This window comes from Flavobacterium galactosidilyticum (assembly GCF_020911945.1).
GTDB classification, from domain to species: Bacteria; Bacteroidota; Bacteroidia; order Flavobacteriales; family Flavobacteriaceae; genus Flavobacterium; species Flavobacterium galactosidilyticum.
The window spans coordinates 2,992,392-3,018,964 of the sequence record NZ_CP087135.1; the positions used below are offsets into that span (position 1 = coordinate 2,992,392).

The following is a 26,573-nucleotide window of genomic DNA, read 5'->3' on the forward strand; positions in this document are numbered from 1 at the left end:
AATTAAGCCTCATCGTCAGAATCATCTTCGTCTTCATCCTCTTCTAATTCTTCATCAGCTTCAGAATCGTCGTCTTCATCGTCGTCTTCAGAACCTTCGTCTTCCAGTACTTCTAAAACTGGTTTAACTCTTTCAATTGTTTCGGTTTCAACTATATTTCCATCTTCATCAACCACAACTTCAGCTACATCATCTTTCATTACTTTAGTAACTGCGGCGATAGAGTCTTTACCTTTTAGATTAATCAATTTAACTCCTTGAGTTGCACGTCCCATAACGCGCAAATCCTCAATAGCCATTCTGATTGTCAATCCAGATTTATTGATAATCATCAAATCATCAGCATCAGTAACAGCACTAATAGAAATTAAATTTCCAGTTTTTTCAGTAATGTTTAAAGTCTTAACTCCTTTACCACCGCGATTTGTAATTCTGTACACGTCTTCACCGTCGTCATCAACAAGTTTAGTGCGCTTACCGTAACCGTTTTCAGTAACAACTAAGATTTGAGATTCGTTAATATTTTCCTTATCTACAGTAACCATACCAATTACTTCATCCGCATCATCTTTTAACGTAATTCCTCTAACTCCTGAAGCAGTTCTACCCATTGGACGGGTTTTAGTTTCTTCAAAACGAACTAATTTACCTGATTTTACCGCTAATATAATTTGGCTTTCCCCATTCGTTAATTGCGCTCCTAACAACTCATCCCCTTCTTTAATTGTAATAGCAGCAACACCATTAACTCTAGGTTTAGAATATTTCTCTAACGATGTTTTCTTAACTTGACCTTTTTTAGTCACCATAATAAGGTTATGGCTATTGATGTACTCTTTGTCTTTTAAATCTTGCGTACAAATAAAAGCTTTAACTTTATCGTCACTTTCGATGTTTACCAAGTTTTGAATCGCTCTTCCTTTAGCAGTTTTACTTCCCTCTGGAATTTCATAAACACGCATCCAGAAACATTTTCCCTTTTGAGTAAAGAACATCATGTACTGGTGATTTGTAGCTACAAACATGTGTTCTAAGAAATCTTGATCTCTTGTTCCTGCACTTTTTTGACCTACTCCTCCTCTATTCTGTGTTTTGTATTCTGTTAAATTCGTACGTTTGATATATCCAGCGTGAGAAATTGTAATTACTACATTCTCATCAGCGATTAAATCTTCAATACTTACATCTCCACCTGAATACTCAATTATAGAACGTCTTTCGTCTCCGTACTTATCGCGAATTTCTACTAATTCTTCTTTTATCAAGTTTGTTCTCAAATCAACATTTTCTAACAATGCTTTTAAGTGAGCAATTAACTTCATCAACTCCTCATACTCCGCTCTTAACTTGTCTTGTTCTAGACCTGTTAATTGACGCAAACGCATTTCGACAATTGCACGTGCTTGAATATCTGATAATTCGAATCTAGCAATTAATTTCTCTCTTGCCTCTTCTGTATTTTTCGAACCTCTAATTAATGCAATTACTTCGTCAATATTATCAGAAGCAATGATCAATCCCTCTAAAATATGCGCTCTTTCTTCTGCCTTACGCAATTCAAATTTAGTTCTTCGAACCACTACATCGTGACGGTGTTCTACAAAATAATGAATCATCTCTTTTAGATTCAACATTTGCGGACGTCCTTTTACTAACGCAATATTATTGACACTGAAAGAAGATTGTAATTGTGTAAACTTGTAAAGCGTATTTAAAACCACATTTGGCGTTGCATCACGCTTCAAAATATAAACGATACGCATACCATTTCTATCTGACTCATCGCGAATATTTGCAATTCCATCTATTTTTTTATCATTTACCAAATCCGCAGTACGCTTGATCATATCTGCTTTATTGACTTGGTATGGAATCTCTGTAACAATAATACATTCTCTTCCGTCAACTTCTTCAAAACCAACTTTCGCACGCATTACAACACGTCCACGACCCGTTTTAAATGCTTCACGAACGCCATCATAACCATATATCACACCACCTGTTGGAAAATCAGGCGCTTTAATATGATTCATCAATTCATCGATTTCGATGTCATTGTTGTCCATATAAGCTAAAGTACCGTTGATTACTTCCGTTAAGTTGTGCGGTGGCATATTAGTAGCCATACCTACTGCAATCCCTGTAGCTCCATTAATTAATAAAGTAGGAACTCTTGTAGGCATTACTGTTGGCTCATATAAAGTATCGTCAAAGTTTAATTGAAAATCAACTGTTTCTTTTTCGATGTCAGCCATAATTTCTTCCGAAATTTTACGCATTCTAGCTTCTGTATAACGCATTGCTGCTGGACTATCACCATCTACAGAACCAAAGTTACCTTGACCATCTACTAATAAATAACGCAAGCTCCACTCTTGTGCCATACGAACCATCGCATCGTAAACTGAAGTATCTCCGTGTGGGTGATACTTACCTAAAACTTCACCGACAATTCTGGCGGACTTTTTATGGGCTTTATTTGAAAAAACTCCTAAATCATACATTCCGTAAAGAACCCTTCTATGAACAGGCTTCAAGCCATCTCTAACATCTGGAAGTGCCCTTGATACAATTACTGACATCGAGTAATCGATGTAAGCTGATTTCATTTCATCTTCTATGTTAATAGGAATTAACTTTTCTCCTTCAGACATAAGTTGTTATATTAAAAAATTATATTAGTTTCAAAACGTGCCAATATACATCTTTTTGAAATTTTTTGACCCATTTTAACATTCTTATTTCAATGATTTATTAACAAAACAATCTTGACTTTTAGTTAATAATTTAAGGGAAATTTAACGCTTAAGTTGTTATATTTTTTGTCTATTAGCTGACAAGACTACTAAAAGGAATAGTTTTTGTTTTCCAAACAGTAATTCACTAAATTTACGATATCAAATATATAATATGGATGATAATTTTTCACCAAGAGTAAAAGATGTTATTACTTACAGCAAAGAAGAAGCTTTGCGATTAGGTCATGACTTCATAGGCACAGAACATTTGATGCTAGGTATCCTAAGAGACGGAAATGGAAAAGCAATTCAAATACTAAATAACTTAAATGTTGATTTAGACCATTTACGTCGAAAAGTAGAAATTCTGAGTCCAGCTAGTCCAAGTTTAGAAATAAACATAGAAAAGAAAAACTTACACTTGACTCGTCAGGCAGAACGTGCGCTGAAAACTACTTTTTTAGAAGCTAAAGTGTACCAAAGTTCTTCTATTAGCACTGCACATTTATTACTGTGTATTTTAAGAAACGAAAACGATCCAACAACCAAGCTATTGAATAAACTGAAAATTGATTATGATATAGCTAAAGAACAATATATAAACATGACTCCAAACGAAGACGATTTTATAGATAACTTGCCAAAAAACGAATCGTACAATGATGATTCAGGACAAGATGACAGTTTAAAAGAAGGTACTTTTAACAATCCCGCCAACAAATCGAACAAGAAATCTAAAACTCCTGTGTTAGATAATTTTGGGAGAGATTTAACAGAAATGGCTGAGGAAGGAAAACTAGATCCAGTTGTAGGTAGAGAAAAAGAAATTGAGCGTGTTTCTCAAATTTTGAGCCGACGCAAAAAGAACAATCCTTTACTAATAGGGGAACCTGGAGTGGGGAAATCTGCTATTGCCGAAGGTTTAGCGTTGCGCATTATTCAGAAAAAAGTTTCTCGTACTTTATTCAACAAACGCGTTGTTACTTTAGATCTAGCTAGCCTAGTTGCCGGTACAAAATACAGAGGACAATTTGAAGAACGCATGAAAGCGGTGATGAATGAACTAGAGAAAAATGATGATATCATTCTTTTTATAGATGAAATTCATACTATCGTTGGCGCTGGTGGTGCAACAGGTTCTTTGGATGCATCAAATATGTTTAAACCTGCCTTAGCTCGTGGCGAAATTCAATGTATTGGTGCTACTACTCTCGACGAATACCGTCAGTACATAGAGAAAGATGGCGCACTAGAAAGACGTTTCCAAAAGATAATTGTAGAGCCAACTTCGGTTGAAGAGACGATTACCATTTTGCATAATATCAAAAACAAATACGAAGATCATCATAATGTAACATTTACTGACGATGCAATAGAGGCTTGTGTAAAATTAACGGATCGTTATATGTCTGATCGTTTCTTGCCAGACAAAGCTATCGATGCTTTAGACGAAGCAGGTTCTAGAGTTCACATTACTAATATCGAAGTACCCAAACAAATTTTAGATCTTGAACGCCAATTAGAAGACGTTCGCGAACTGAAAAATGTGGTAGTCAAAAAACAAAAATATGAAGAAGCTGCTAAACTTCGAGATGATGAAAAACGCATTGAAAAAGATTTGGCTATAGCCCAAGAACAATGGGAAGAAGATGCTAAAAACAACCGAATTGAAGTTACTGAGGACAATGTTGCTGATGTAGTTTCTATGATGAGTGGTATTCCTGTAAATCGCATTGCTCAAACAGAAAGCAATAAGTTAGCTAAATTACCAGAACTTATTGAAGGTAAAGTGATTGGACAAAAAGAAGCGGTGATAAAAATCGCTCGTTCAATTCAACGTAATCGTGCAGGTTTAAAAGATCCAAACAGACCCATTGGTTCGTTTATTTTCTTGGGACAAACCGGTGTTGGTAAAACGCAATTAGCTAAAGTACTAGCTAAAGAATTATTCGATTCTGAAGATGCTTTAATTCGAATAGATATGAGTGAGTACATGGAAAAATTCGCAATCTCTAGATTAGTTGGAGCACCTCCAGGATACGTGGGTTACGAAGAAGGTGGACAGTTGACAGAGAAAGTTCGTAGAAAACCATACTGTGTTGTATTATTAGATGAAATTGAAAAAGCCCATCCTGATGTATTCAACATGCTTTTACAAGTATTAGATGATGGTTATCTAACAGATAGTTTGGGCCGTAAAATTGATTTCAAAAACACTATAATTATCATGACTTCCAATGTTGGAGCGAGACAATTAAAAGATTTTGGACAAGGTGTTGGTTTTGGAACTGCCGCTAAAGTGGCTCAAGCGGACGATAACTCTAAAAGTATCATCGAAAATGCATTAAAGAAAACTTTTGCTCCAGAATTCTTAAATAGAATAGATGACGTAATTGTATTTAACGCTTTAGAAAAAGAACACATTGATTTGATTATAGAAATCGAATTAAAAAAATTATATGCTCGTGTTGCAGAATTAGGATATCAATTAAACCTTTCAGATAAAGCAAAAGCTTTTATCGCTGATAAAGGTTTCGATAGACAATTTGGAGCAAGACCATTAAAAAGAGCTATTCAGAAATATGTTGAAGACACACTTGCCGAAGAAATAATCACTTCTAAAATTGGTTCTGGAGACGAAATTTTTATGGATATTGAAGAAGGAGCTCAAGAACTTACGGTACAAGTTCACAAAGCTGGCGAGCCGACTAATTTATAGGCTTAAACACTAATAATTCAAATAAACCCGTTACGTTTTCATAACCTAACGGGTTTATTCTTTAATACAAATACTCCTTTTTTTGAAAACAAATATTTACATTTGGTTTTTAGAAAATGAGACAATTAAAAATAATTTATGTCAGATAACAAAGTCATACTGGGAAGCGAAGAGTGGTGCTCTTTTCCTGAATTAGGAATTCCAACAATAAAAGCGCGAGTAGATTCTGGTGCTAAAACATCCGCTTTACACGCGATTAATATTGCGCCATTTATTAAAAATGAAAGCAACTGGGTTAAGTTTGACATCAATCCAATACAGAATAACCTTAAAACAGTTATTCATTGCGAAGCTCCATTAATCGACAAGCGAATTGTAAAAAGTTCAAGCGGATTTAGAGAGCAACGTTATGTAATACAAACTAATCTTCAAATTGGCACTTCGACTTGGCCAATTGAAATGACATTGACTAATCGCGATTCAATGGGATTTAGAATGCTTTTAGGTCGTGAAGCGATGAGCGGAAGAGTTCTAGTTGATCCAGAGCAAAAATATCTTTTGGGCCAACCAACATCAGACAGCTTAAAGGAACTTTACAAAAACTCTGAAAAAGCAACATCTGGTTTGCGAATAGGACTTTTAGCCAGTAATCCTGAATTGTATAGCAACAAGCGAATAATGGAAGCGGGTGAAATGCGTGGACATGAAATGCACTTCTTGAATATCAAGGAATGCTATATGAAATTAGATGCCAAAACACCAGAAATTCACTATCGCGGTGGGAAAATATTAAATCAATTTGATGCGATTATCCCAAGAATAAGACCTAGTATAACTTTTTATGGTTGCGCGTTAACTAGACAATTTGAGGCCTTAAAAGTATATTGCTTAAATTCATCGAATGCCATTACACAATCACGTGACAAACTATATTCTTTGCAATTATTACTAAATCATGGCGTAGCGATTCCTACTACTGGTTTTGCAAATTCACCATTAGACACCGATGATTTAATAAAAATGGTCGGTGGATCTCCATTGATTGTAAAATTACTCGAAGGAACTCAAGGCAAAGGTGTCGTTTTAGCAGAAACAAAGAAAGCTGCAGAAAGTGTAATTAATGCATTCAAAAGCTTAAACGCTAATATATTAGTTCAGGAATTTATAAAAGAGGCGAATGGAAAAGATATTCGCTGTTTTGTAATTGACGGCAAAGTAGTAGCAGCTATTCAGCGGGAAGCAATGCCTGGAGAATTTAGAGCAAACATACATCTTGGCGGAACAGCCTCAATTATAAAAGTTACAGCTGAAGAAAAACGTATCGCCATAAAAGCAACTAAAGCAATGGACTTGAAAGTGGCTGGTGTAGATATCATTAGATCTTCTAAAGGACCATTGTTATTAGAAGTAAACTCTTCACCGGGATTAGAAGGAATTGAAGGCGCTACTAATAAAGACATTGCTGGCGAAATGATAAAAGCCATCGAGAAAAATTTTAAGTTAAAATAAGTAGTAGCCTTTAATTGAAAAAAAATGAACGAATATCTTGATATAATTTTTAGAAGTACCGCCGTTTATTTTTTTATGGTTATCGCTTTACGTGTCTTTGGTAAAAAAGAGTTATCACAACTTAATACTACTGACATTATTTTGATTTTACTGATAAGCAATTCCGTTCAAAATGCAATGGTAGGTACTAACACTACTCTCTATGGCGGACTTGCGGCAGCAACAGTACTATTTACTGTCAATTTTATATTAAAAAGATTGATGTTTAAGTACAAGAAATTTAATTCCTTTATGCAGCAAAAACCTGAAATTCTAATTCATAATGGCAATTTAGACTTTAAGGCTTTAAGCAAGTTAAACATTACCTCTGATGAATTGAAAGAAGCCATGCGCGAGCATGGAGTAGAATATTTTAAGGATGTAAAACTGGCAATGCTTGAAATTGATGGCAACATCAGTATTATTTCTGGGCATCAAGATTTAAAACAAACGCATTACAAGCGTAGGCATAATCACAAAAATTTAAGTGGAATATTTTAATCAACAGCATAATCTAAATCTTCTTTGTAAAATTGATTCATCTATTTTAATCTTAAGAATAAATTAAAATACTAAGACAATGAAAAAAATAACGGCACATATTGGAGCAGCACATTACAAAACTGAAATTAGATCAGCGACAAATACTATCATTTCAGATGAACCAGAAAGTGTAGGCGGAACTGATTTAGGCTTTGCGCCAGATGAATTGCTAGCATCATCACTTGCAGCCTGCACTTGTATTACGTTACGAATGTACGCCGATAGAAAAGAATGGGCTTTGCATGATGTTATAGTAGAAGTCACTTTTGAAAAAAATCAAGAAGAAAATAAAACAAATATCATTCGCTCTATTCAACTTTTTGGAGACCTAGATAACGAGCAAAAAACTAAATTATTACAAATTGCTGACAAATGCCCGATGCACAAACTCCTGAGCAACCCAATAGCTATTACAACTGATTTAAAATAACCTCAGATAACTTCTGATTATATTCTATAAAAAAACCATTCATTCCGAATGGTTTTTTTATGAAATATAGTAGTTGTTAAATAAATATACTTAAAATATAATAAGTCAAAGCGGCTAAAATTGCTGATATTGGTATTGTCAAAACCCAAGCCCAAATTAAGCTTACGGTCATACCCCAACGAACCGCTGAAACTCTTTTAGTAAGTCCTACACCTATGATAGATCCAGTAATAGTATGTGTTGTACTTACAGGTACTTTAAAATGTTCTGTAAAATACAAGGTTAATGCTCCTGCTGTTTCGGCGGCAACTCCTTCAAAAGAAGTCACTTTTGTAATTTTAGAACCCATTGTTTTCACGATTTTCCATCCTCCACTTAACGTTCCTGCTGCAATTGCAGAGTAACAAGCTAAAGGAATCCATTCTGGCATTTTAAAATCACCATCAGCGTTAGGCAGGACCACATCTAACCAATCAGGAAGACTGTCTTGTGTAAGTCCACTATTAGCTATATAAACAGTAACTGCTGCTGCAATAATTCCCATTACTTTTTGAGAATCATTTCCACCATGGCCTAAACTAAAAGCCGCAGAAGATAATAGCTGCATTTTCTTCAACCAATAATTTGACTGATGTAAATTTAAACTACTGAATATCAAACAGAAAGCACTTATTGACAAGACAATAAAAGCAACTAAAAACCATTTAATATTATGTGATTCAAACGTTACGCTCCAAAAATGAGAGTCAAAACGAGGTTTTTTAATTTGGTCGTAAGAAATCATCTGACTTTCAACAAACCAAATCGTTAGCAACATCAAACCAATTGTAAACAGTTTTGGATAAATACTTTTTTTAGAAGCATTAAGCAGCCAAATAGATATTAAATACGACATTAGTGCCCCTAAAACAGGAGCTAAAACGATAAAAGCAATGATGATTAAAACTCCTGAAGGAAAACCACCATCTTTTCCAGCCGTATACCAGTTTACGGTATCGTACCAATGTGCAGCATACGTTTGAGCACCATCTACTGCGGTATATTCAAAAAAACCGTGAACAGCAATTGCATGCGCAATAGCTGCTCCAGCAAAACCACCAATAAGTGTATGTGAAGAACTCGATGGAATTCCTTGCCACCACGTAAATAAATTCCAAATAATAGCAGCAATAACCCCTGCAAGAATAACAACCAAATTAATTTCAGAAGTGTTTGCCGTTTTAGCAACCGTATCAGCTACACCAAAACCAAAAACCCAATAAGCTAAAAAGTTAAAAAAAGCTGCCCAAACTACGGCCTGAAAAGGAGTTAGTACTTTGGTAGCAACAACAGTAGCAATTGCATTAGCAGCATCATGAAAACCATTAATATAATCAAAGATTAAAGCTAATACGATGATAACTATAAGTAGAGTAAATTCCATAAGTTTAATTTCAGAATAAAACGATTAGAATTAGGAATGTTTTACAGAAATTGACTCTAGAACACTTGCGACACTTTTACATTTATCAGCAGCATTTTCTAAAACAGATAATACTTCCTTATATTTAATAATGTTTTTAGCATCAGTTTCATTTTCGAATAAATCAAGAACTGCTTTATCATAAACATTATCTGATTTATTTTCTAACTTATTAATTCGAACGATAGCATCAGTGATGTTTTTCATTTTTTTCAAATCTCTCAATTCTCGAACAGCAACATCAATATTCTGACAAGCCTCAAGATTAATTTCGGTCAGTTTTCGAATTGATTTCGTGATTTTATCAACTTGATACAATCTCATTCTACTAGCAGCACCATGAAGGTAATCAGCAACATTGTCAATTGAAGTAATTAAGGCATGAATGTCTTCTCTATCAAAGGGAGTAATGAAGTTTCTACTTAATTCCAAATTAGTTTGACGTGTAATGTCTTCTCCTTTTTGCTCCAATGTATCTATTTTTTGAAAAAGAACTTCGCGTTCCTTCAAAGGTAGATTAACAGCTTCATGCAAATTTGTCGCAATTTCGATTAGGTTACTTGATGCTTGTTCGAAAAGAGGAAAGAACTTTTTGTCTTTAGGAACCAAAAATTGGAAAAAATTATTTATGTTCATTTAATTTAAATTTAGTGGCGCAAAATTACGTCATTTTGAACTTTTAATGTTAAGTTAATATTAACAAATCGGATTCTATTTGAAAAGAATTTAAAAAATTTACCGTTTTTTCTATATCATAGTGTAAAATTCTGTCATATTTTATTAATGGAACTTCCGCACGATAGGCATTTAAGAACATTTCGATAAAATCACTAGATACTAATGGTCTTCTATATTCAATAGCTTGAGAAGCGTTCATTAACTCAATTGCTAGAATTCGCTCTAAATTATCTAAAACACGCAATGCCTTTGTTGCAGCATTTGCCCCCATGCTTACATGATCTTCTTGTCCGTTGCTCGAAACAATACTGTCAATACTTGCTGGTGTTGCCAGTTGTTTGTTTTGGCTAGCAATACTCGCTGCTGTATATTGAGGAATCATCAAACCGGAATTTAAACCTGGATTATCTACTAAAAAGGCTGGAAGGTTTCTTGTTCCTGAAATTAATTGATACGTTCTACGCTCTGAGATACTTCCTAATTCGGCCAAAGCAATTGCCATGAAATCTAAGGCTAAAGCCAAAGGTTGTCCGTGAAAATTTCCACCGGATATGATTTGGTCGCTTTCGATAAAAATATTAGGATTATCCGTCACTGAATTGATTTCAGTTTTGAAAACTTTTTTCACATAATCAATAGCATCTTTTGAAGCACCATGCACTTGAGGCATGCATCTAAAAGAATAGGGGTCTTGGACGTGAACTTTAGGCTGTTCTATAATCTCACTTCCTTCAAGAAAACTTTTTATACGTTTTGCCGTTATGATCTGCCCTTTGTGTGGTCTGATAAAATGGATTAGTTCATTGAAAGGTTCTATTCTACCATCAAAACCTTCTAAAGAAATTGTCCCTATTAAATCTGCTAAATATGAAAATTTACTTACTTTCATCAAAATATGAGCTCCATAAGCACTCATAAATTGAGTTCCATTCAATAAAGCCAGTCCTTCTTTTGATTGCAATACTAGAGGCTCCCAATTAAAAATTTTCATTATTTCGCTTGAGTGCACTTTCTCTCCTTCATAATACACATCACCTTCACCTAGCAATGGCAACGATAAGTGTGCTAAAGGTGCTAAGTCACCAGATGCACCAAGGGAACCTTGTGTGTAAATAACCGGCAAAACATCATGGTTATAAAATTCTATTAAGCGCTCAACAGTTTGTAATTGAACACCAGAATGACCATAACTCAATGATTGAATTTTTAGTAATAGCATTAATTTTACAATAGAAAGTGGAGCCTCATCGCCTACTCCACATGCATGCGATTTCACTAAGTTTTCTTGTAGTTTTGATAAATTCTCATTAGATATTTTCACATTACATAGCGATCCAAAACCAGTATTTATACCATAGATAGCCTCAGATTGGGAAGCCATTTTTTTGTCTAAATAGGCTCTACATTTTTGAATGTTTGCTGTAGCTTCCTCAGACAATGCCAATTTCTTACCATGCGAAATAATTTCTTCTAAAGTTTCAATACTAAGTAATTCAGTACTAATATAATGCGTATTATCCATTGTGATCGTGTTTGATTTGTAAAATTGAGTAAATCTTTATTATTACACAACTTATATTGCTAATAATTTAAAAACTACTATCAAACAAAACCAAAAATTAAATTCCATGTAATTAATCCAATAAGATGTAAAACTGAAATCTAGTTTTAAATAGAAACGCTCGTGAATATGAAAGACTAGATAATTTTCAATACGCAAACTATTTTGCCGCTCCAAAGCGTTCTGTTACAAAGCTCACCTGAATGCAAATCTCATTTTCTAAATTAGTTCGTAAAGCAAATAAAGAGGAAATCCAATGTATGATTTCATGTAACAAGCAACATTCTAGAATTTTAAAGATTAAATAATACGCGAATTATACGAATAGCATTAACTCAAAGATTATAAACGACACTAATTTTAAGTATTCATAATTGCCGCTAATAATTTTAAATTATTCGCAAAAATGCAACAAAAGCTTTCGTTTTTTAGAAAAAAGGCTATTTTTGTAATATAAAATGAAAAATAACAGAACAAAATATCAATCTTCGATAGCAACTCAAATTTGGGTTGATTCTTCTGTTACATTCACTACAACAACTACAACTACCCCTTTGGGGTAAGCATTCTACATATAATCCTTTTTATTATATCTTTTTTTTTTCAGAAGAAGGAAAAATAGTGGGCATATAAAAAACAGATTTTCATTATCTATTTGATGAAAATTATTCTATCATATTACAAATATAACCTTCGTATGAAAGTATTAAAATTTGGCGGCACCTCGGTTGCCAATGCACAAAACATAAAACTTGTTATAAACATAGTCAGCAAAAAAGCTATAGACGAAAAATTAATTGTTGTAGTTTCGGCTTTCAGTAAAGTAACCGACATGCTTCAAATAGCTTCTAAAAAAGCAGCGGCCGGTGACGAAAGCTTTAAAGAAATTCTTGCCGAAATAGAGAAAAAACATTTGGATGCTTTGAAAGAGCTTATTCCGGTAAGCGAACAAAGTAGTCTATTAAGTCATATCAAAAGAATTGTTAATCACCTAGAAACTTTATTAGATGGCTGCTATCTTTTAGGAGAATTATCGTTGCGAACAGCAGATACAATTTTAAGTTTTGGAGAACTGCTTTCGTCCTACATTATTGCCGAAGCATTAAAACAAAACTTAAAGAATAGCGGTTATAAAGACAGTCGTGAGCTGATAAAAACTAATAAGCATTTTGGCAAAGCAGCCGTAAACTTCGAAATCACAAATAGTCTAATAGTAGAATATTTTGGTTCGAATGAAAATCAAGTGGTGGTAATGCCAGGATTTATCGCTGCATCGCAAGATGGTATAAATACAACATTAGGTCGCGGAGGTTCTGATTATTCAGCGGCAATAATAGCAGGAGCATTAAATGCAACTGAACTAGAAATTTGGACAGACGTCAACGGAATGTTTACAGCAAACCCAAAAGTGGTTAAGCAAGCGCAACCTATTGCTTTTATTTCCTATCAAGAAGCGATGGAACTATCACATTTTGGTGCCAAAGTTTTATATCCACCAACAATTCAACCTGTGTTAAGAAAGAATATACCAATTCTTATCAAAAACACGTTTGACCCAGAAACGGATGGAACTTACATTTCGAATCAGGAATTGACACATACAAATCCTGTCAAAGGTATTAGTCATATAGATAATATCACTTTAATTACGCTGGAAGGCCCTGGAATGATCGGTGTGACTGGTTCATCTAAAAAACTTTTCGAGGTGCTATCGCATGAAAATATAAATGTTATATTTATTACTCAGGCATCCTCCGAACATTCTATATGTATCGGAATTTTAAATTCAGATGCTGATATTGCAGAAGAAGCAATCAACAAAGCTTTTGAAATTGAAATTTTTCAAAACAAAACCGATCCATGCATCGTTGAGAAAAACCTATGCATTATCGCTTTAGTAGGCGAGAACATGAAAAATCATCAAGGTTTAAGCGGCCGTATGTTCAGCACATTAGGAAAAAATAATGTTAACATTAGAGCGATTGCTCAAGGAGCATCTGAAAGAAACATTTCGGCAGTTATAAACGAGAGAGATGTCAAAAAAGCGCTAAATACACTACACGAAAACTTTTTTGAAGAAAATACAAAACAGTTGAATTTATTTGTCATGGGTGTTGGAAATGTAGGTGAAAAATTCATTGAACAAATTCACCAACAAAAGAAATTCTTAAAAGAGAACCTTAAGATAAACTTACGTGTAATTGCTTTGTCTAATTCAAGAAAAATGTATTTTGATGAAGATGGTATTTCATTAAAAGATTGGCAACCGCTACTAGAATTAGGAGAAGCTGCTAATCAAGAAAAATTTATTGAGAGAGTAAAAGACCTTAATTTGCGAAACAGTATTTTCGTTGATATCACAGCTAATGAAAGTATTTCAAGAACATACGAATATTATCTAAAACGTAATATTGCAGTTGTTACCTGTAACAAAATTGCGTGCGCTTCAGAATATGATAATTATAAAAAACTGAAAAAATTATCACGACAATTCAATGCACCGTTTTTATTCGAAACCAATGTTGGAGCAGGTTTACCAATTATAGACACAGTAAAAAACTTAGTTGCCTCTGGCGATCAAGTACATAAAATCCAAGCTGTTTTATCAGGAAGTTTAAACTTCATATTCAACAACTTTAATGAAAATAACACTTTTCATGATGTCGTGAAAGAAGCTGGAATACAAGGGTTTACAGAACCAGATCCCAAGATTGATTTGAGTGGAATTGACGTAGCTAGAAAGATACTAATTCTGATACGAGAAAGTGGTTACCAGATGGAAATTGAGGAGATTACAAATGAATCTTTTATGCCAGCAGAATGTTTAGATACTACTTCAAACGAAGCATTTTTCAAATCATTAATAGATCACGCTTCACATTTTGAAAATATCTACAAGGAAGCCTTAAGTAAAGATTCAAGACTTAAATATGTAGCTCAATTTGAAAATGGCAAAGCAAACGTAGGCTTACGATTCATTCCTAAAGACCATCCGTTTTACAATCTAGAAGGAAAAGATAATATTGTTTTATTCTTCACTGATCGTTACGTAGATCAACCATTATTAATAAAAGGCGCTGGTGCTGGAGCAGCAGTTACCGCAGCTGGAATTTTTGCAGATGTAATACGCATTGGAAATTTATAATCCCCCTAAGCCCGACATGGCGGGGAATAAAATGAAATAAAAATGAATGAAATAAAAATATTTTGCCCCGCAACAATTGCAAACTTATCCTGTGGATTTGATGTGCTTGGGTTGTGTCTAGAAACAGCAGGTGACGAAATGATTATAAAAAAATCAGATATAAAAGGGATCCGAATTACTAAAATCATTGGTGCTGATTTACCGTTAGAAACAGATAAAAATGTTGCTGGTGTTGCTGGTTTGGCAATGTTAGAAAATGTAGATACTGAATTTGGATTTGATATTGAAATTTACAAAAACATAAAAGCAGGAAGTGGAATCGGAAGCAGTGCTGCTAGTTCAGCTGGAGCGGTTTTTGGAATTAATGAATTACTAGGACGACCGTTTACACGAAAGGAATTAGTTTTATTTGCAATGCAAGGCGAAAAACTAGCTAGCGGAAATGCTCACGCGGACAACGTTGCTCCTGCACTTTTAGGTGGATTTACTTTAGTTCGAAGTTCAAATCCATTGGATATTATAAAAATTAAAAGTCCGTCAGAATTATACGCGACAGTGGTTCACCCTCAAATTGAATTAAAAACCTCGGATGCGCGTTCTGTATTAAAGCAAAACATATCGCTGAAAAGTGCTATAACACAATGGGGAAATGTTGGCGGATTAATTGCTGGATTATACACCAAAGATTATGAATTAATAGGACGCTCGTTGCATGATGTAATCATTGAACCATTACGAAGTGTCTTAATTCCCGGATTTGATTTAATCAAACAAACTGCGTTAGAAAATGGCGCTCTTGGTTCTGGAATATCAGGTTCTGGCCCTTCCATTTTTGCATTAAGCAAAGGGAAGGAAACCGCTGAAAAAATTGGAAAAGCAATGAGTGAAGTTTATGATAATATGAATTTACCTTATGAGATCCATGTGTCTAAGGTAAATGATGAGGGAATGAAAATAATTTAAGAATTTTGATTAACGATTTTTGATTTATGATGTAACTTCTGTTGCGGAAATCTTAAGCTAAAAATCGTTAATCTTCAATCAAAAATCAAATGAAATACTACAGTTTAAACCATAACGCACCAAAGGTTTCTTTCCAAGAAGCAGTAATACAAGGATTAGCATCTGACAAAGGATTGTATTTTCCTGAAACTATAATGCCATTAGGTGAAGCTTTTTTTGAGACTATCGAAAACTTGAGCAACGAAGAAATTGCTTTTGAAGCTATCAAACAATTTGTAGGTGACGAAATTCCCGAAAATATCTTAAAAGAAATCATTACAGAAACACTGTGTTTTAATTTTCCAGTAGTTATGGTAGAAAAAGATATTTATTCGCTAGAATTGTTTCATGGTCCAACAATGGCTTTTAAGGATGTAGGTGCACGATTTATGTCCAGATGCTTAGCCTATTTTAATAGAGACAAAAAAGACAACAAAAACACAGTTCTTGTTGCCACATCAGGTGATACTGGAGGTGCTGTCGCAAGCGGGTTTCTGGGTGTAAAAGGCGTTGATGTCATCATTTTATATCCTTCGGGAAAAGTAAGTGATATTCAGGAAAGACAACTAACCACTTTAGGCCAAAACATCACTGCTCTAGAAGTAGATGGCGTTTTTGATGATTGTCAAGATATGGTTAAAAAAGCATTCTTAGATGCGGATTTAAAAGATAAAAACCTGACTTCAGCAAATTCTATTAATATTGCACGTTGGTTACCTCAAATGTTCTATTTTTTCTTTGCTTATAAAGCATTAAAAAAGCAGAATAAACCATTAATTTTCTCCTGTCCGAGTGGTAATTTTGGAAACATTTGTGCTGGTATTATCGCTAAAAAAATGGGATTACCGATCGAGCATTTTGTAGCGTCCACTAACGTGAATGATACCGTTCCACGATTTTTAGAAAACGGAACTTACGCCCCAAAACCTTCTAAGACCACGATTTCGAATGCAATGGATGTTGGAAATCCAAGCAATTTCATCCGAATTCAGGAAATGTATCAAAATGATTTGAAGCAGTTCAAAAAAGACTTTTCAGCTTTTACTTTTTCTGACGAAGAAACGTTAGAAGCTATGAAATACATTTATAATACAGACGGCTATATTGCTGAACCACATGGAGCTGTTGGGTATTTAGGATTAAAAAAGGAATTGCAAAATCATGAAAATGCAATTGGTATTTTCTTAGAAACGGCTCATCCTATTAAATTCTTGGATACAGTTGAACCAACTTTAAATATAAAACTGCCTATCCCACCTCAAATCGAAAGTGTAATGGATAAAGAAAAAGTAAGTATAAAAATTAAAACTTACGAAGATTTGAAAGCGTTTTTACAAAAGTAAAATAGAAGGTAATAAATTATTAGTAATACGGAAATGTCAGTTATATTTCACAAGATAAGAATTAATTTCAACGCTTAGGGTATTGAAGAAAAGCTGATCTTATCTAAACAACAAATATCTAATCCTCATTACAATTTTTCAAATACAAGAGAAAAATTATGATGGGGATTTTGTTTGGTATAAAACGAATCCTGTCTGTACTTTTATATCTTGTTTTTTTTCTAAAAGTTCATTTGATAAAAAACGTGATATTTAACCTTGATAGGAGCGACATCTTTTATGCTTGGGGTTCAAGCATAAAGATAAAGCGAATAGCAAGAGTATATTTCTAAAAAAAAACGAAAACGGATGCTCCTGATTTAGAAAAAAAACTCGTATTTTTAACTTTTTAAAAGTGTGGCTAATCCTTTCAAAATTAAAAAACTACCATGCACTACATTTAAAAATTGCCAAAAAAAATAATTTAAAAACAGCTATTGATTTAGACCTAAATTATTTCTACTTTTGCAAAACTAAATAAGTTGATTTTTCATTTCTAGAATGAAGAGAAGGTTGGCTTATCTCACACAAAAAAAACAAATCTTTACATATAACTAACTTTTTGAATTTTAGACTATAAGAAATTCAGATTAACGGTTGTATTTTAAGAAAAACTACCTGATAAAGTAGCTTCCCATATCAACATAATTTATTAAAAGAAGGAGAAAAAATTGTATGACAAATCATAGCATGAATGCTGTTAGTTTTGAAATTGAATTATTGGACAAACATAAAGAGTATATCAATCAATATAAATCGAATGATTTTTATTGGGGTGTTGGTATCGAAAATGAATGTTATTTAGAGTTTGAAAAACACCGAAAGGTGGATAAAGATTTTTTGCTAACCAGAGGTCTGCATGAAAAGTATAGCGTCAATCATTTTAAGAATTACAAAGAAAATGTCTTTGAAAATTCTTTACTAAAGATATTAACGGATCAAGAATATCATATTCCTGTTTTAATGAATTCACATTCGTTCACAAAAACGGATGTAAATAACGAGCATGAAACTTTAGATTTTATAGATAAGGAACCAAATCCAGCCTATTCTGGAGTAAGTATATTTGACAAATTACAAAAAAACAACAGCTATTTTGTTGATGAACTTCAGAAGAAATTCATTTTTGATGGTGATACTATCGAATTTGTAACTCAAGATTTTTATAAAAAAGATGTTGATACTGTTATCGCTGAGCTAGCCAGAATAAAGCAGGAGTTTACTAGAAACTTACAAGATGGAATGGAACAAGAAAACATATTTCCGGAGTTTGGAAAAATAAAAATCTGCACTAAAAACCATCCTTTTGCTATATTTATTTCTAATAATGATAATTACTCTGTTTTTAACAACATGACGTATCATTTTAACTTAACCATTCCGACAGAATTAAATACAGAAGGTGAAATTAAAGACAAAATTGATTTTATAAAAAAACACCAGCGCACTATTCGGCTATTTCAATGGTTGAGTCCGTTGTTTATGATCAAATTTGGTTCCTCGGATTATTTATCACACAATGACATTGATGTAAACTTAACTAAGGCTTCGCAACGATGTGCCATGTCAAGATATATTGGCGTAGGGACTTATGATACTGATGTGATGAAAACGGGTAAGATTGTCCAAATGGATTTTACAGCACATCCTATGCATGATAATCCGATGTGGTGGGTAAATCGTTACTCAGAAATATCAGATTATGAGCAAATTGATAAAATAGGTTTAGATATTAATTTCCATAAACATAAAAACCACGGAATTGAGTTTAGAATGTTTGATTATTTTGAAGAAGAGCATTTGAAAGATGTATTACAATTTCTTGTTTTCATTATGGATCATTCCTTATTACACGAAATTGAGAATCCAATTTGCAATTTAGAGTGGAATAATTTCACATTTGAATCAATTGTACATGGTAAAGAAGCAAAAGTTCCAGCTGATTTTATTTCTATTTTAGAAGAAATGTTAGTTATAAATATACATTCAACTGACCCATTAGAAATCTATAATCAGATATATTCTAGTTTCCATGCTAAATATTATGAAAATGGTTTTTGTAGTTCGTTATTAATTAAGAAAGAGGCTGTATTGTCATAATTATTTTATCAAATAGGTTTCATAAAAAAAGACTTTTTAAGGTATTATCCCTTAAAAAGTCTTTTTTTTATACTATTTTTTTTTAATCGTGATAATAAAAAATCGCTGATGAATATCCTTTTTCAGGATCAGGATTAGCCCACCAATCTTTTCTTACTTCTGAAAAATAATTGTAATTATCATAACCCGCTTGCGATTGTAGCGGATAGATAACTTTACCATCGACTCTGAAGGCTTTCTCGGTCTCTGTTTCTGGAACTACCACAACAATGTGTCCTGATTTATTTAATATAAATCGTTTAGCAGAGATAATTCCTACTCCACCATTTTCATTTACTTTCTTTTGAAGTTCATCAACATCAGTGATTTTTTCCCAGCCAAAATTACTAGATGATTCTTCAAACCAATCATAAAGATAATTGGAATAAAAAGGCCTAACGGTATCATTAAAAACCAATGGCACTTCGTTACCTTTTTCTAATTCTTCTATTGCTTTATCGGTCCATCGCAACCTTGGAATATAGACCTTGGTAAAAAAACAGTAGTCAAATGTGTAAATGTTGCAATACGTATCGGCTTCATCCTTCTCGTATCTGAAACTTTTTGATACATTTAATTTGTCAATAATTTTTTTTATCGACGCTTTTTTTGTCTCTGCATTCGTTAAATCTCTAAAAGGAATATCAGGATTACCTATTGGCTTGTAAGTTTCTTCTTTACTATCCAGACTTGATTTAGGACTTGGCTCGAAATTAGGAATTTCTATATCTGAATTTCTCATTGTCGTTTCATCGATAAGTTCCAAGTCTTTAGAACACACAAAACCCTCTTTATCAGTATTTAAAAGCTTCACTTTCCACCAGTCAGACTCAGTGTTATCAAGTAATTTAACGGTATGCCTAAACGGTATATCTGCTAAAATTGTAGAATTATCCATCGTCGGCGGAAAATCTCTAAGATTTAATGACGAAGTTGCTACTCTATATTTCATAGTAATCTAATTTAAAATCTAAATTATTTGATGGCAAAATACTAAAAACCACCTAGAAATTATCATAACAAACTTATATTTTTTGAAAAAAAAAAAATTGAGATAAAAAACACCAAAGTTTATTTGTATTTTTTTTATCTATATTTTCTTTCATTAGCGAAATCTCTGGTACTGCAAAATATTTCTAAAATTTTGATCAAATACAAAACCAATACAAAGTAAATTATGACATTCTTTTTTACCTTTGAAAACTCAGAACTACAATTTATTTATTTCTCATGATTACAATTGCCACACTCGAAGACGTTTCATCATTAAACAACCTAATAAACTCAGCTTATCGTGGAGAATCTTCCAAAAAGGGATGGACAACTGAAGCAAACCTATTAGAAGGCCTTAGAACTACTGAACAGGAACTAAAAGAAATTATCGTAAATCCAACAAATACTATTCTGAAATTTACAAATAACAATGCTATTATTGGTTGTGTATTGTTAATCGAAAAAGAACAGCAATTGTATTTAGGAATGTTAACCGTTTCTCCTGAATTACAAAATAGTGGCGTTGGAAAAAAATTATTACAACAGGCAGAAATTCATGCTCAAAAAATAGGATTACCAACAATCGTAATGACTGTAATTTCAGTTCGAGAGGAACTTATTGCATGGTATAAACGCAATGGTTATGTAGATACAGGAGCAAGAGAATCCTTCCCAGCAAGTGATGTTCATATCCCAATTTCAGACAAACCTTTAGAATTTATTGTATTAGAAAAAAGTATTTTGTAAAATTTTTTTGTTATTTTTTTTAAACACTTAAGATACATAACAACATTTAAGCTTTAAATTAATTAATCCATTTTAATAGACTTGCATTTAGTTATTTATACTTTTATATATTAAATATTTTCGTTAACCTTTAATTAAATAAGCCTTTAATTATTTCTTAAATCTTCTTACTAAAACATTTATCTTTTTATTCACTAATAATTTGAGTAAGAGTTTTTGATTTACACTAAATAGTACATTTATTTTACACTTTATTATTTGGTAGCCAGCAATTGCATATCATAAACGTTACTTTTGTAGTGTGAAGAAAACAATTTCAATTATTGGAGGTGGTCCAGCAGCACTTTTACTCGCTGCTTTACTCGATTGCGAGAAATTTAAGGTGACTATTTACGAGAAAAACAAAACCCTTGGAAGAAAGTTTCTGGTAGCAGGAAAAGGTGGATTTAACCTCACCCATTCTGAACGAATTGACGAACTTGTAAATCGATATACTCCACCTCATTTTTTAGAAGAAGCGCTAAGGAATTTTGACAATCAAGATTTAAGAAATTGGCTAAAAAGCATTGGTATTCCAACTTACGTTGGAAGTAGCAAACGAGTATATCCTGAAAAAGGAATAAAGCCAATTGCTGTGCTCAACGCTTTTTTAGCAATTCTCGATAGGCAAAACGTTCTTGTAAAATACAACCACACGTGGACAGGTTGGGCGAACAGTGGAGCGCTTATTATTAATAAAAGTATCGAAATTGAATCTGACTATACCGTTTTTGCCTTAGGTGGTGGCAGCTGGAAAATAACAGGTTCTGATGGTTTATGGATTGATTTGTTTAAAGCTAAAGATATCGCTACTACTCCATTCCAAGCTTCAAACTGTGCTTATCAAGTAAATTGGCCTGACGATTTTATCGCCGAACATGCAGGAAATCCACTTAAAAATATAACAATTAGTTGCTTGAACAAAATTCAAAAAGGCGAAGCGGTAATTACCCGTTTTGGATTAGAAGGAAATGCCATTTATGCTCTTAGCCCACAAATTCGGCAAGAACTTACAAGCGAGCATAAAGCAACTATTTATTTAGATCTAAAACCTAGCTTGAGTCATCAAGAGATTTTCAATAAGATTGAAAACTCAATCTATAAAAAAACGAGTGAAACGTTACAAAAAGAACTTAAATTAAGTCTAGCACAAATTGGACTTTTGAAAAAATACCTTTCTAAAGAAACCTACTTAAATCCTGATTTACTAGCAACAAATATTAAGTACCTAGGTATCGAAATTACTGGTTCTGCCCTACTGAATGAAGCGATATCTACAGCAGGAGGTGTTTCACTAAATGCCGTTGACAAAAACTTTCAATTATTAAAAATAAAACACCACTACTGCATAGGCGAAATGCTTGACTGGGACACTCCTACTGGAGGCTATCTACTTCAAGCATGCTTTAGTATGAGTGCTCATCTTGCAAATTACTTTAATAAACATACTTAGTTTTTTTTCAGGAAAATAGTGAATGTATTAGCATAAAACACCCAAAATATTTTCTTAAAAAAGTAATTTACAGGACCATTTCTTCAAATAATCGTTGTGCGGTCTTGTCCAAATCGTTACTAAATCCCGGATGCGGTCTAGAAGTTTGAATCGCTGAACTTCTAAGTGCTGTCAACCATCGAAAACGTTCCGAAAGCTCAAATTGTGCGATCGGTCCGCCGTTCTTAGCTCCATGAGCTATTTTCTGAAAAGATTCAAGGTTTAATTGTAGCTGCTCAAAATCTAATTCGCTAGAAAATAATTTCATTTTTGATTCCTCAACAGTATAAATCATCTTTATAAACTTTGCTCTTTTACAAAAAAGAATAATACCCACATTAAGGAATTCTTCGCGTTCTACCCTTGGCACAACACGGATTACTGCGTACTCATATAAGTATTTTTCTTGCATTTTGAGCTTCATTTATAAAAATTTCAGAATGGTTCGATCTCATTAGCAAAAACTGAAGATAAACTTCACGAAGCGCTTCGGGTGTTTCATCGCTATCTTCCCACTGCAGCCATTCTTCTGGTATCAAATGAACAATAGATTGTAAAACAGTTGGAGATAAAATATTTTTAAACTCAGCGTCTACTTCATTCAAAAGAGTAGCTTGAGGTAACAAAACATGATCTTTTATTAATGCAAAAGGACTTTGCGCATGTTTTTCCCAATTGTTCCAAGAATGATGAAAGTACAAACAAGCGCCATGATCGATGAGCCATAATTCCTTGTGCCAAATCAACATATTAGTATTCCTAAAAGTCCTATCAACGTTTGTAATATAAGCATCTAACCACACAATTTGCGAAGCTAGTTTCGCATCTACAACCGTAACTACAGGATCATAATTGATAGCGCCAGATAAATAATGCAAAGCCAGATTAAGACCTTGACTGCCTTGTAATAAATCTTGAATTTCTTCATCAGCTTCACTACGTCCAAAAGCTTCATCGAGATTAGCAAAAACGAGTTCTGGCATTTTAAGTTTTAAAACACGAGCTATTTCTCCTCCTATTAATTCGGCAATTAGAGCTTTCACACCGTGACCAGCACCTTTGAATTTTAAAACATATTTAAAGTCATCATCGGCTTCCGCCAATGCCGGCAAAGAGCCACCTTCTCGCAGCGGAGTAATATATCGAGTAACATTTACAGTTCTTAGATGGGGTTTATTTTCCATAATCTAATTTTAATAGCGTTTTTTGCGCATGTACAAACTTACAAATAACTGTGCTTGATTTTATAGCAGTTCTTGGTATTTGTCATTATTTTCTAAAGTGAGATACGCTTTTCCTATATTCGAAATAATACTAGAAGCTATAAAAGACTGATATCCTGTTTCTGGTAAGGCAATGTCAGCCGTTAACCCATGAAGATAAACTCCTAAAATAGCAGCATTTATAGGTTCGCAGGATTGCGCCAATAAACTCGTAATCATTCCAGTCAAAACATCACCGCTTCCGGCTGTAGCCAAAGCTGCATTTCCTGTGCTATTTTCGTAAACTGTTTGTCCATCTATGATATAGGTGGGTGCTCCTTTCATGACAATAACCAAATTGTATTGTATAGAAAATGCAATAGTTTTATCAAATTTTTCCTTTTCAGAACTCCATTTCCCTATCAATCTTTCTAACTCTTTTGGATGAGGCGTAAGAATAGTTTTGGGTTTAATTAGAGAAAACCAAGATTTATTGAGTGATAAAATATTTAAAGCATCCGCGTCAATAACTAAAGGAGATTTGTTCATTCTCAAAAATTCATGAAAAGCATTTTGAGTTACTACCTCCTGCCCTATTCCTGGTCCAATTCCAATCGCTTGTGGATTAAAATCAAAACTGATATTCGAAATAAATTTCTCGCTCACGTCTGTCAGAACCATAACTTCAGGAATGGAAATTTGCACAATTTCATAACCGCATTTTGGAACAAATGCAATAACTAATCCGCAACCCGTTTTTAGAGCCGCTTTAGAAGCTAAGCAAATAGAACCTATTTTACCATAACTTCCACCAATTAGTAATGCATGTCCTTGAATGCCTTTATGCGTGTGTTTATCAATAGGTTTGTAACGCTTTAGAATTTCTGTTTTATCTAAAATTATAGCTTTCATTGAAGATTTTATTTGTTTAAAAATACACATTTTAAATAGAAATTGAATCTAGTTAATGGGATAAATAGCAACTCCTTTAAACTATTTTTTAAGCATTTGAAATTTGTTACCTATAAAAAACTTTTATTTCATAACTTAGTTTTCCTTTAAAGGAAAAACTAATATTATTTAGTCGCAATAAAATTTAATCAATACATGACAAACCATAATAATTTAAAAAGCAGAAAATTACAATGAGAACAATTACTATTTTACTACTTACCCTTTTTCTTTCTATCACCGCCACTGCCCAAGACATTACAGGAAAATGGAATGGTGTTTTGAAAGTTCAGGGAACACAACTCCGACTAGTTTTTAATGTAACAAAATCTGGAGAAGTACTTAATTCAACTATGGATAGCCCAGATCAAGGCGCAAACGGCATTCCAGTCACTAAAACAACATTTGAAAATTCAAAAATTAAATTTGAAGTTGCAAATGCGCGAATTGAATACGATGGCGAATTAAAAGGCAATGAAATTATTGGAACTTTCAAACAAGGTGGTCAAGAATTCCCAATGAATTTATCCAGAAAAGCAATTGAAAAAGAATTCGTAAAAAGACCTCAAGAACCAGTAAAACCTTTTTCATATTATTCAGAAGATGTAACTTTTCAAAATCTAAAAGCAAATATAACATTAGCAGGCACTTTAACACTTCCCAAGAAAGAAGGCGTTTTCCCAGTTGTAATTTTGATTTCGGGAAGCGGTCCGCAAAACAGAGACGAAGAATTATTAGGACATAAACCATTCTTAGTAATTTCTGATTATTTAACAAAAAACGGAATTGCCGTATTACGATATGATGACAGAGGTGTTGGAGAATCAAAAGGAGACTTTAAAACAGCAACTTCTGCCGACTTTGGCACTGATGTAGAAAGTGCTATTACTTACCTAAAAACAAGAAAAGAAATCAATAAAAAGGAAATAGGTTTAGTAGGACATAGTGAAGGAGGCTTGATTGCTCCATTGGTGGCTTCAAAATCAAAAGACGTAAGTTTTATCGTATTGCTAGCTGGTACAGGAATTCAAGGGGATAAATTATTATTACTGCAACAAGAATTAATAGCAAAAGCAAATGGTGCTTCTGAGACTGATATAAAAAAATCAATTCAAACAAATGCAAAACTTTTTGAAATGGTTGTTCAATCCCATGACAATCAAAAATTAAAAACAGATTTAAAAAGTAAACTAAACGAAATAATTGAGAATGATAGCACCACTAAAATTCCAAATGGAATGACAAAAGATCAATATATTTCCTTACAAGTAGATCAAATTGCAAGTCCTTGGATGCAATATTTCATGAAATACAATCCAGAACCTACTTTAAAGAAAGTAAAATGTCCCGTTTTAGCAGTAAATGGTGAAAAAGATTTACAAGTTCCACCAAAAGAGAATTTAACCGCAATAAAAAATGCTTTAGAAAAAGGAGGAAATAAAAATGTAACTACTATTGAGTTTGCAAATATGAACCATTTATTCCAACAATGCGCAACGGGTTCGCCTAATGAATACGCAACAATTGAACAAACATTTTCACCTACAGCTTTAAAAGAAATCACAAATTGGATAAAAGAACAAATTAAATAAAGCAACTTCTGATACAATTACACTATTTGTATTGATTGAAAAAATTGGTAGAATTATCAATATTAAAATAGATTCAAATTTTAGCCCATGATTTATTAAAAAAATTTATGGGCTTTTTTTTATCGCGCTTTTACAAAAAATGATAAATAAATTTTCGGCAACTATCTTTATTTTAAAAAAAAATCTAGCCCGAAAATGCTAATAAATAAC

At 33.2% G+C, this 26,573-nt stretch carries 19 protein-coding genes; 11 read left to right on the forward strand and 8 right to left on the reverse strand.

The window, feature by feature from the left end; translation table 11 throughout:
- Positions 1-2: 2 nt before the first annotated feature.
- Entirely contained in the window at positions 3-2,654 is a 2,652-nt protein-coding gene (gyrA, locus tag LNP27_RS12900) for a DNA gyrase subunit A (protein WP_229942050.1), read from the reverse strand.
- Positions 2,655-2,910: 256 nt separating this feature from the next.
- Here gyrA and LNP27_RS12905 point away from each other — a divergent pair, with 256 nt between their 5' ends.
- From LNP27_RS12905 to LNP27_RS12920, 4 genes are all read left to right on the forward strand, one after another.
- Entirely contained in the window at positions 2,911-5,457 is a 2,547-nt protein-coding gene (locus tag LNP27_RS12905) for an ATP-dependent Clp protease ATP-binding subunit (RefSeq protein WP_229942051.1), read from the forward strand.
- Positions 5,458-5,595: 138 nt separating this feature from the next.
- Positions 5,596-6,966, forward strand: coding sequence for a 30S ribosomal protein S6--L-glutamate ligase (gene rimK, locus LNP27_RS12910; protein ID WP_229942052.1), 1,371 nt, complete (start codon positions 5,596-5,598; stop codon positions 6,964-6,966).
- Between the two features lie 24 nt (positions 6,967-6,990).
- Entirely contained in the window at positions 6,991-7,506 is a 516-nt protein-coding gene (locus LNP27_RS12915; protein ID WP_229942053.1) for a DUF421 domain-containing protein, read from the forward strand.
- Positions 7,507-7,585: 79 nt separating this feature from the next.
- Positions 7,586-7,978 (forward strand): OsmC family protein, encoded by a 393-nt coding sequence (locus LNP27_RS12920; RefSeq protein ID WP_229942054.1) that lies wholly within the window; start codon positions 7,586-7,588, stop codon positions 7,976-7,978.
- 76 nt (positions 7,979-8,054) lie between these two features.
- On the opposite strand, the gene LNP27_RS12925 is transcribed toward LNP27_RS12920, so the two are convergent.
- From LNP27_RS12925 to hutH, 3 genes are read right to left on the reverse strand one after another with little or no spacing between them, the layout of a single operon-like run.
- A complete protein-coding gene (locus LNP27_RS12925; protein WP_229942055.1) occupies positions 8,055-9,401 on the reverse strand; it encodes an inorganic phosphate transporter in 1,347 nt (448 codons plus the stop codon).
- 30 nt (positions 9,402-9,431) lie between these two features.
- Complete coding sequence (locus LNP27_RS12930) at positions 9,432-10,076, reverse strand: DUF47 domain-containing protein (RefSeq protein WP_121925471.1); 645 nt, start codon at positions 10,074-10,076, stop codon at positions 9,432-9,434.
- Positions 10,077-10,125: 49 nt separating this feature from the next.
- Positions 10,126-11,640 carry a histidine ammonia-lyase gene (gene hutH / locus LNP27_RS12935; protein WP_229942056.1) on the reverse strand — a complete coding sequence of 505 codons (1,515 nt, stop codon included), beginning with the start codon at positions 11,638-11,640 and terminating at the stop codon, positions 10,126-10,128.
- A gap of 736 nt (positions 11,641-12,376) precedes the next feature.
- Between hutH and thrA the strand changes: the two genes are divergently transcribed.
- From thrA to LNP27_RS12955, 4 genes are all read left to right on the forward strand, one after another.
- A complete protein-coding gene (gene thrA / locus LNP27_RS12940; protein WP_229942057.1) occupies positions 12,377-14,824 on the forward strand; it encodes a bifunctional aspartate kinase/homoserine dehydrogenase I in 2,448 nt (815 codons plus the stop codon).
- A 42-nt stretch (positions 14,825-14,866) separates the two neighbouring features.
- Positions 14,867-15,787, forward strand: coding sequence for a homoserine kinase (locus LNP27_RS12945; protein WP_229942058.1), 921 nt, complete (start codon positions 14,867-14,869; stop codon positions 15,785-15,787).
- An 89-nt stretch (positions 15,788-15,876) separates the two neighbouring features.
- Complete coding sequence (thrC, locus tag LNP27_RS12950) at positions 15,877-17,169, forward strand: threonine synthase (protein ID WP_229942059.1); 1,293 nt, start codon at positions 15,877-15,879, stop codon at positions 17,167-17,169.
- 714 nt (positions 17,170-17,883) lie between these two features.
- Positions 17,884-19,308: a hypothetical protein gene (locus tag LNP27_RS12955; RefSeq protein ID WP_229942060.1), complete on the forward strand. Its 1,425-nt coding sequence runs from the start codon at positions 17,884-17,886 to the stop codon at positions 19,306-19,308.
- A gap of 82 nt (positions 19,309-19,390) precedes the next feature.
- On the opposite strand, the gene LNP27_RS12960 is transcribed toward LNP27_RS12955, so the two are convergent.
- On the reverse strand, positions 19,391-20,299 hold the full coding sequence (locus LNP27_RS12960; protein ID WP_229942061.1) for an SH3 domain-containing protein: 909 nt from the start codon (positions 20,297-20,299) through the stop codon (positions 19,391-19,393).
- A gap of 278 nt (positions 20,300-20,577) precedes the next feature.
- Between LNP27_RS12960 and LNP27_RS12965 the strand changes: the two genes are divergently transcribed.
- The gene (locus tag LNP27_RS12965; protein WP_229942062.1) at positions 20,578-21,087 is read left to right on the forward strand and encodes a GNAT family N-acetyltransferase; all 510 of its coding nucleotides are present in this window, start codon (positions 20,578-20,580) and stop codon (positions 21,085-21,087) included.
- A gap of 301 nt (positions 21,088-21,388) precedes the next feature.
- Positions 21,389-22,579 (forward strand): BaiN/RdsA family NAD(P)/FAD-dependent oxidoreductase, encoded by a 1,191-nt coding sequence (locus LNP27_RS12970; protein WP_229942063.1) that lies wholly within the window; start codon positions 21,389-21,391, stop codon positions 22,577-22,579.
- Between the two features lie 67 nt (positions 22,580-22,646).
- On the opposite strand, the gene LNP27_RS12975 is transcribed toward LNP27_RS12970, so the two are convergent.
- Genes LNP27_RS12975 through LNP27_RS12985 form a run of 3 tightly spaced genes read right to left on the reverse strand, consistent with a single transcriptional unit; the run spans position 22,647 to position 24,732 of the window.
- Positions 22,647-23,030, reverse strand: a complete 384-nt coding sequence (locus tag LNP27_RS12975; RefSeq protein ID WP_229942064.1) for a DUF3037 domain-containing protein — start codon at positions 23,028-23,030, stop codon at positions 22,647-22,649.
- Positions 23,008-23,802, reverse strand: a complete 795-nt coding sequence (locus tag LNP27_RS12980; protein WP_229942065.1) for a HipA family kinase — start codon at positions 23,800-23,802, stop codon at positions 23,008-23,010. The genes LNP27_RS12975 and LNP27_RS12980 overlap by 23 nt, the downstream gene beginning before the upstream one ends.
- 60 nt (positions 23,803-23,862) lie before the next feature.
- Positions 23,863-24,732, reverse strand: coding sequence for an NAD(P)H-hydrate dehydratase (locus LNP27_RS12985; protein WP_229942066.1), 870 nt, complete (start codon positions 24,730-24,732; stop codon positions 23,863-23,865).
- Positions 24,733-24,965: 233 nt separating this feature from the next.
- Between LNP27_RS12985 and LNP27_RS12990 the strand changes: the two genes are divergently transcribed.
- Positions 24,966-26,363 carry an alpha/beta hydrolase family protein gene (locus LNP27_RS12990; RefSeq protein WP_229942067.1) on the forward strand — a complete coding sequence of 466 codons (1,398 nt, stop codon included), beginning with the start codon at positions 24,966-24,968 and terminating at the stop codon, positions 26,361-26,363.
- Positions 26,364-26,573: the final 210 nt, after the last annotated feature.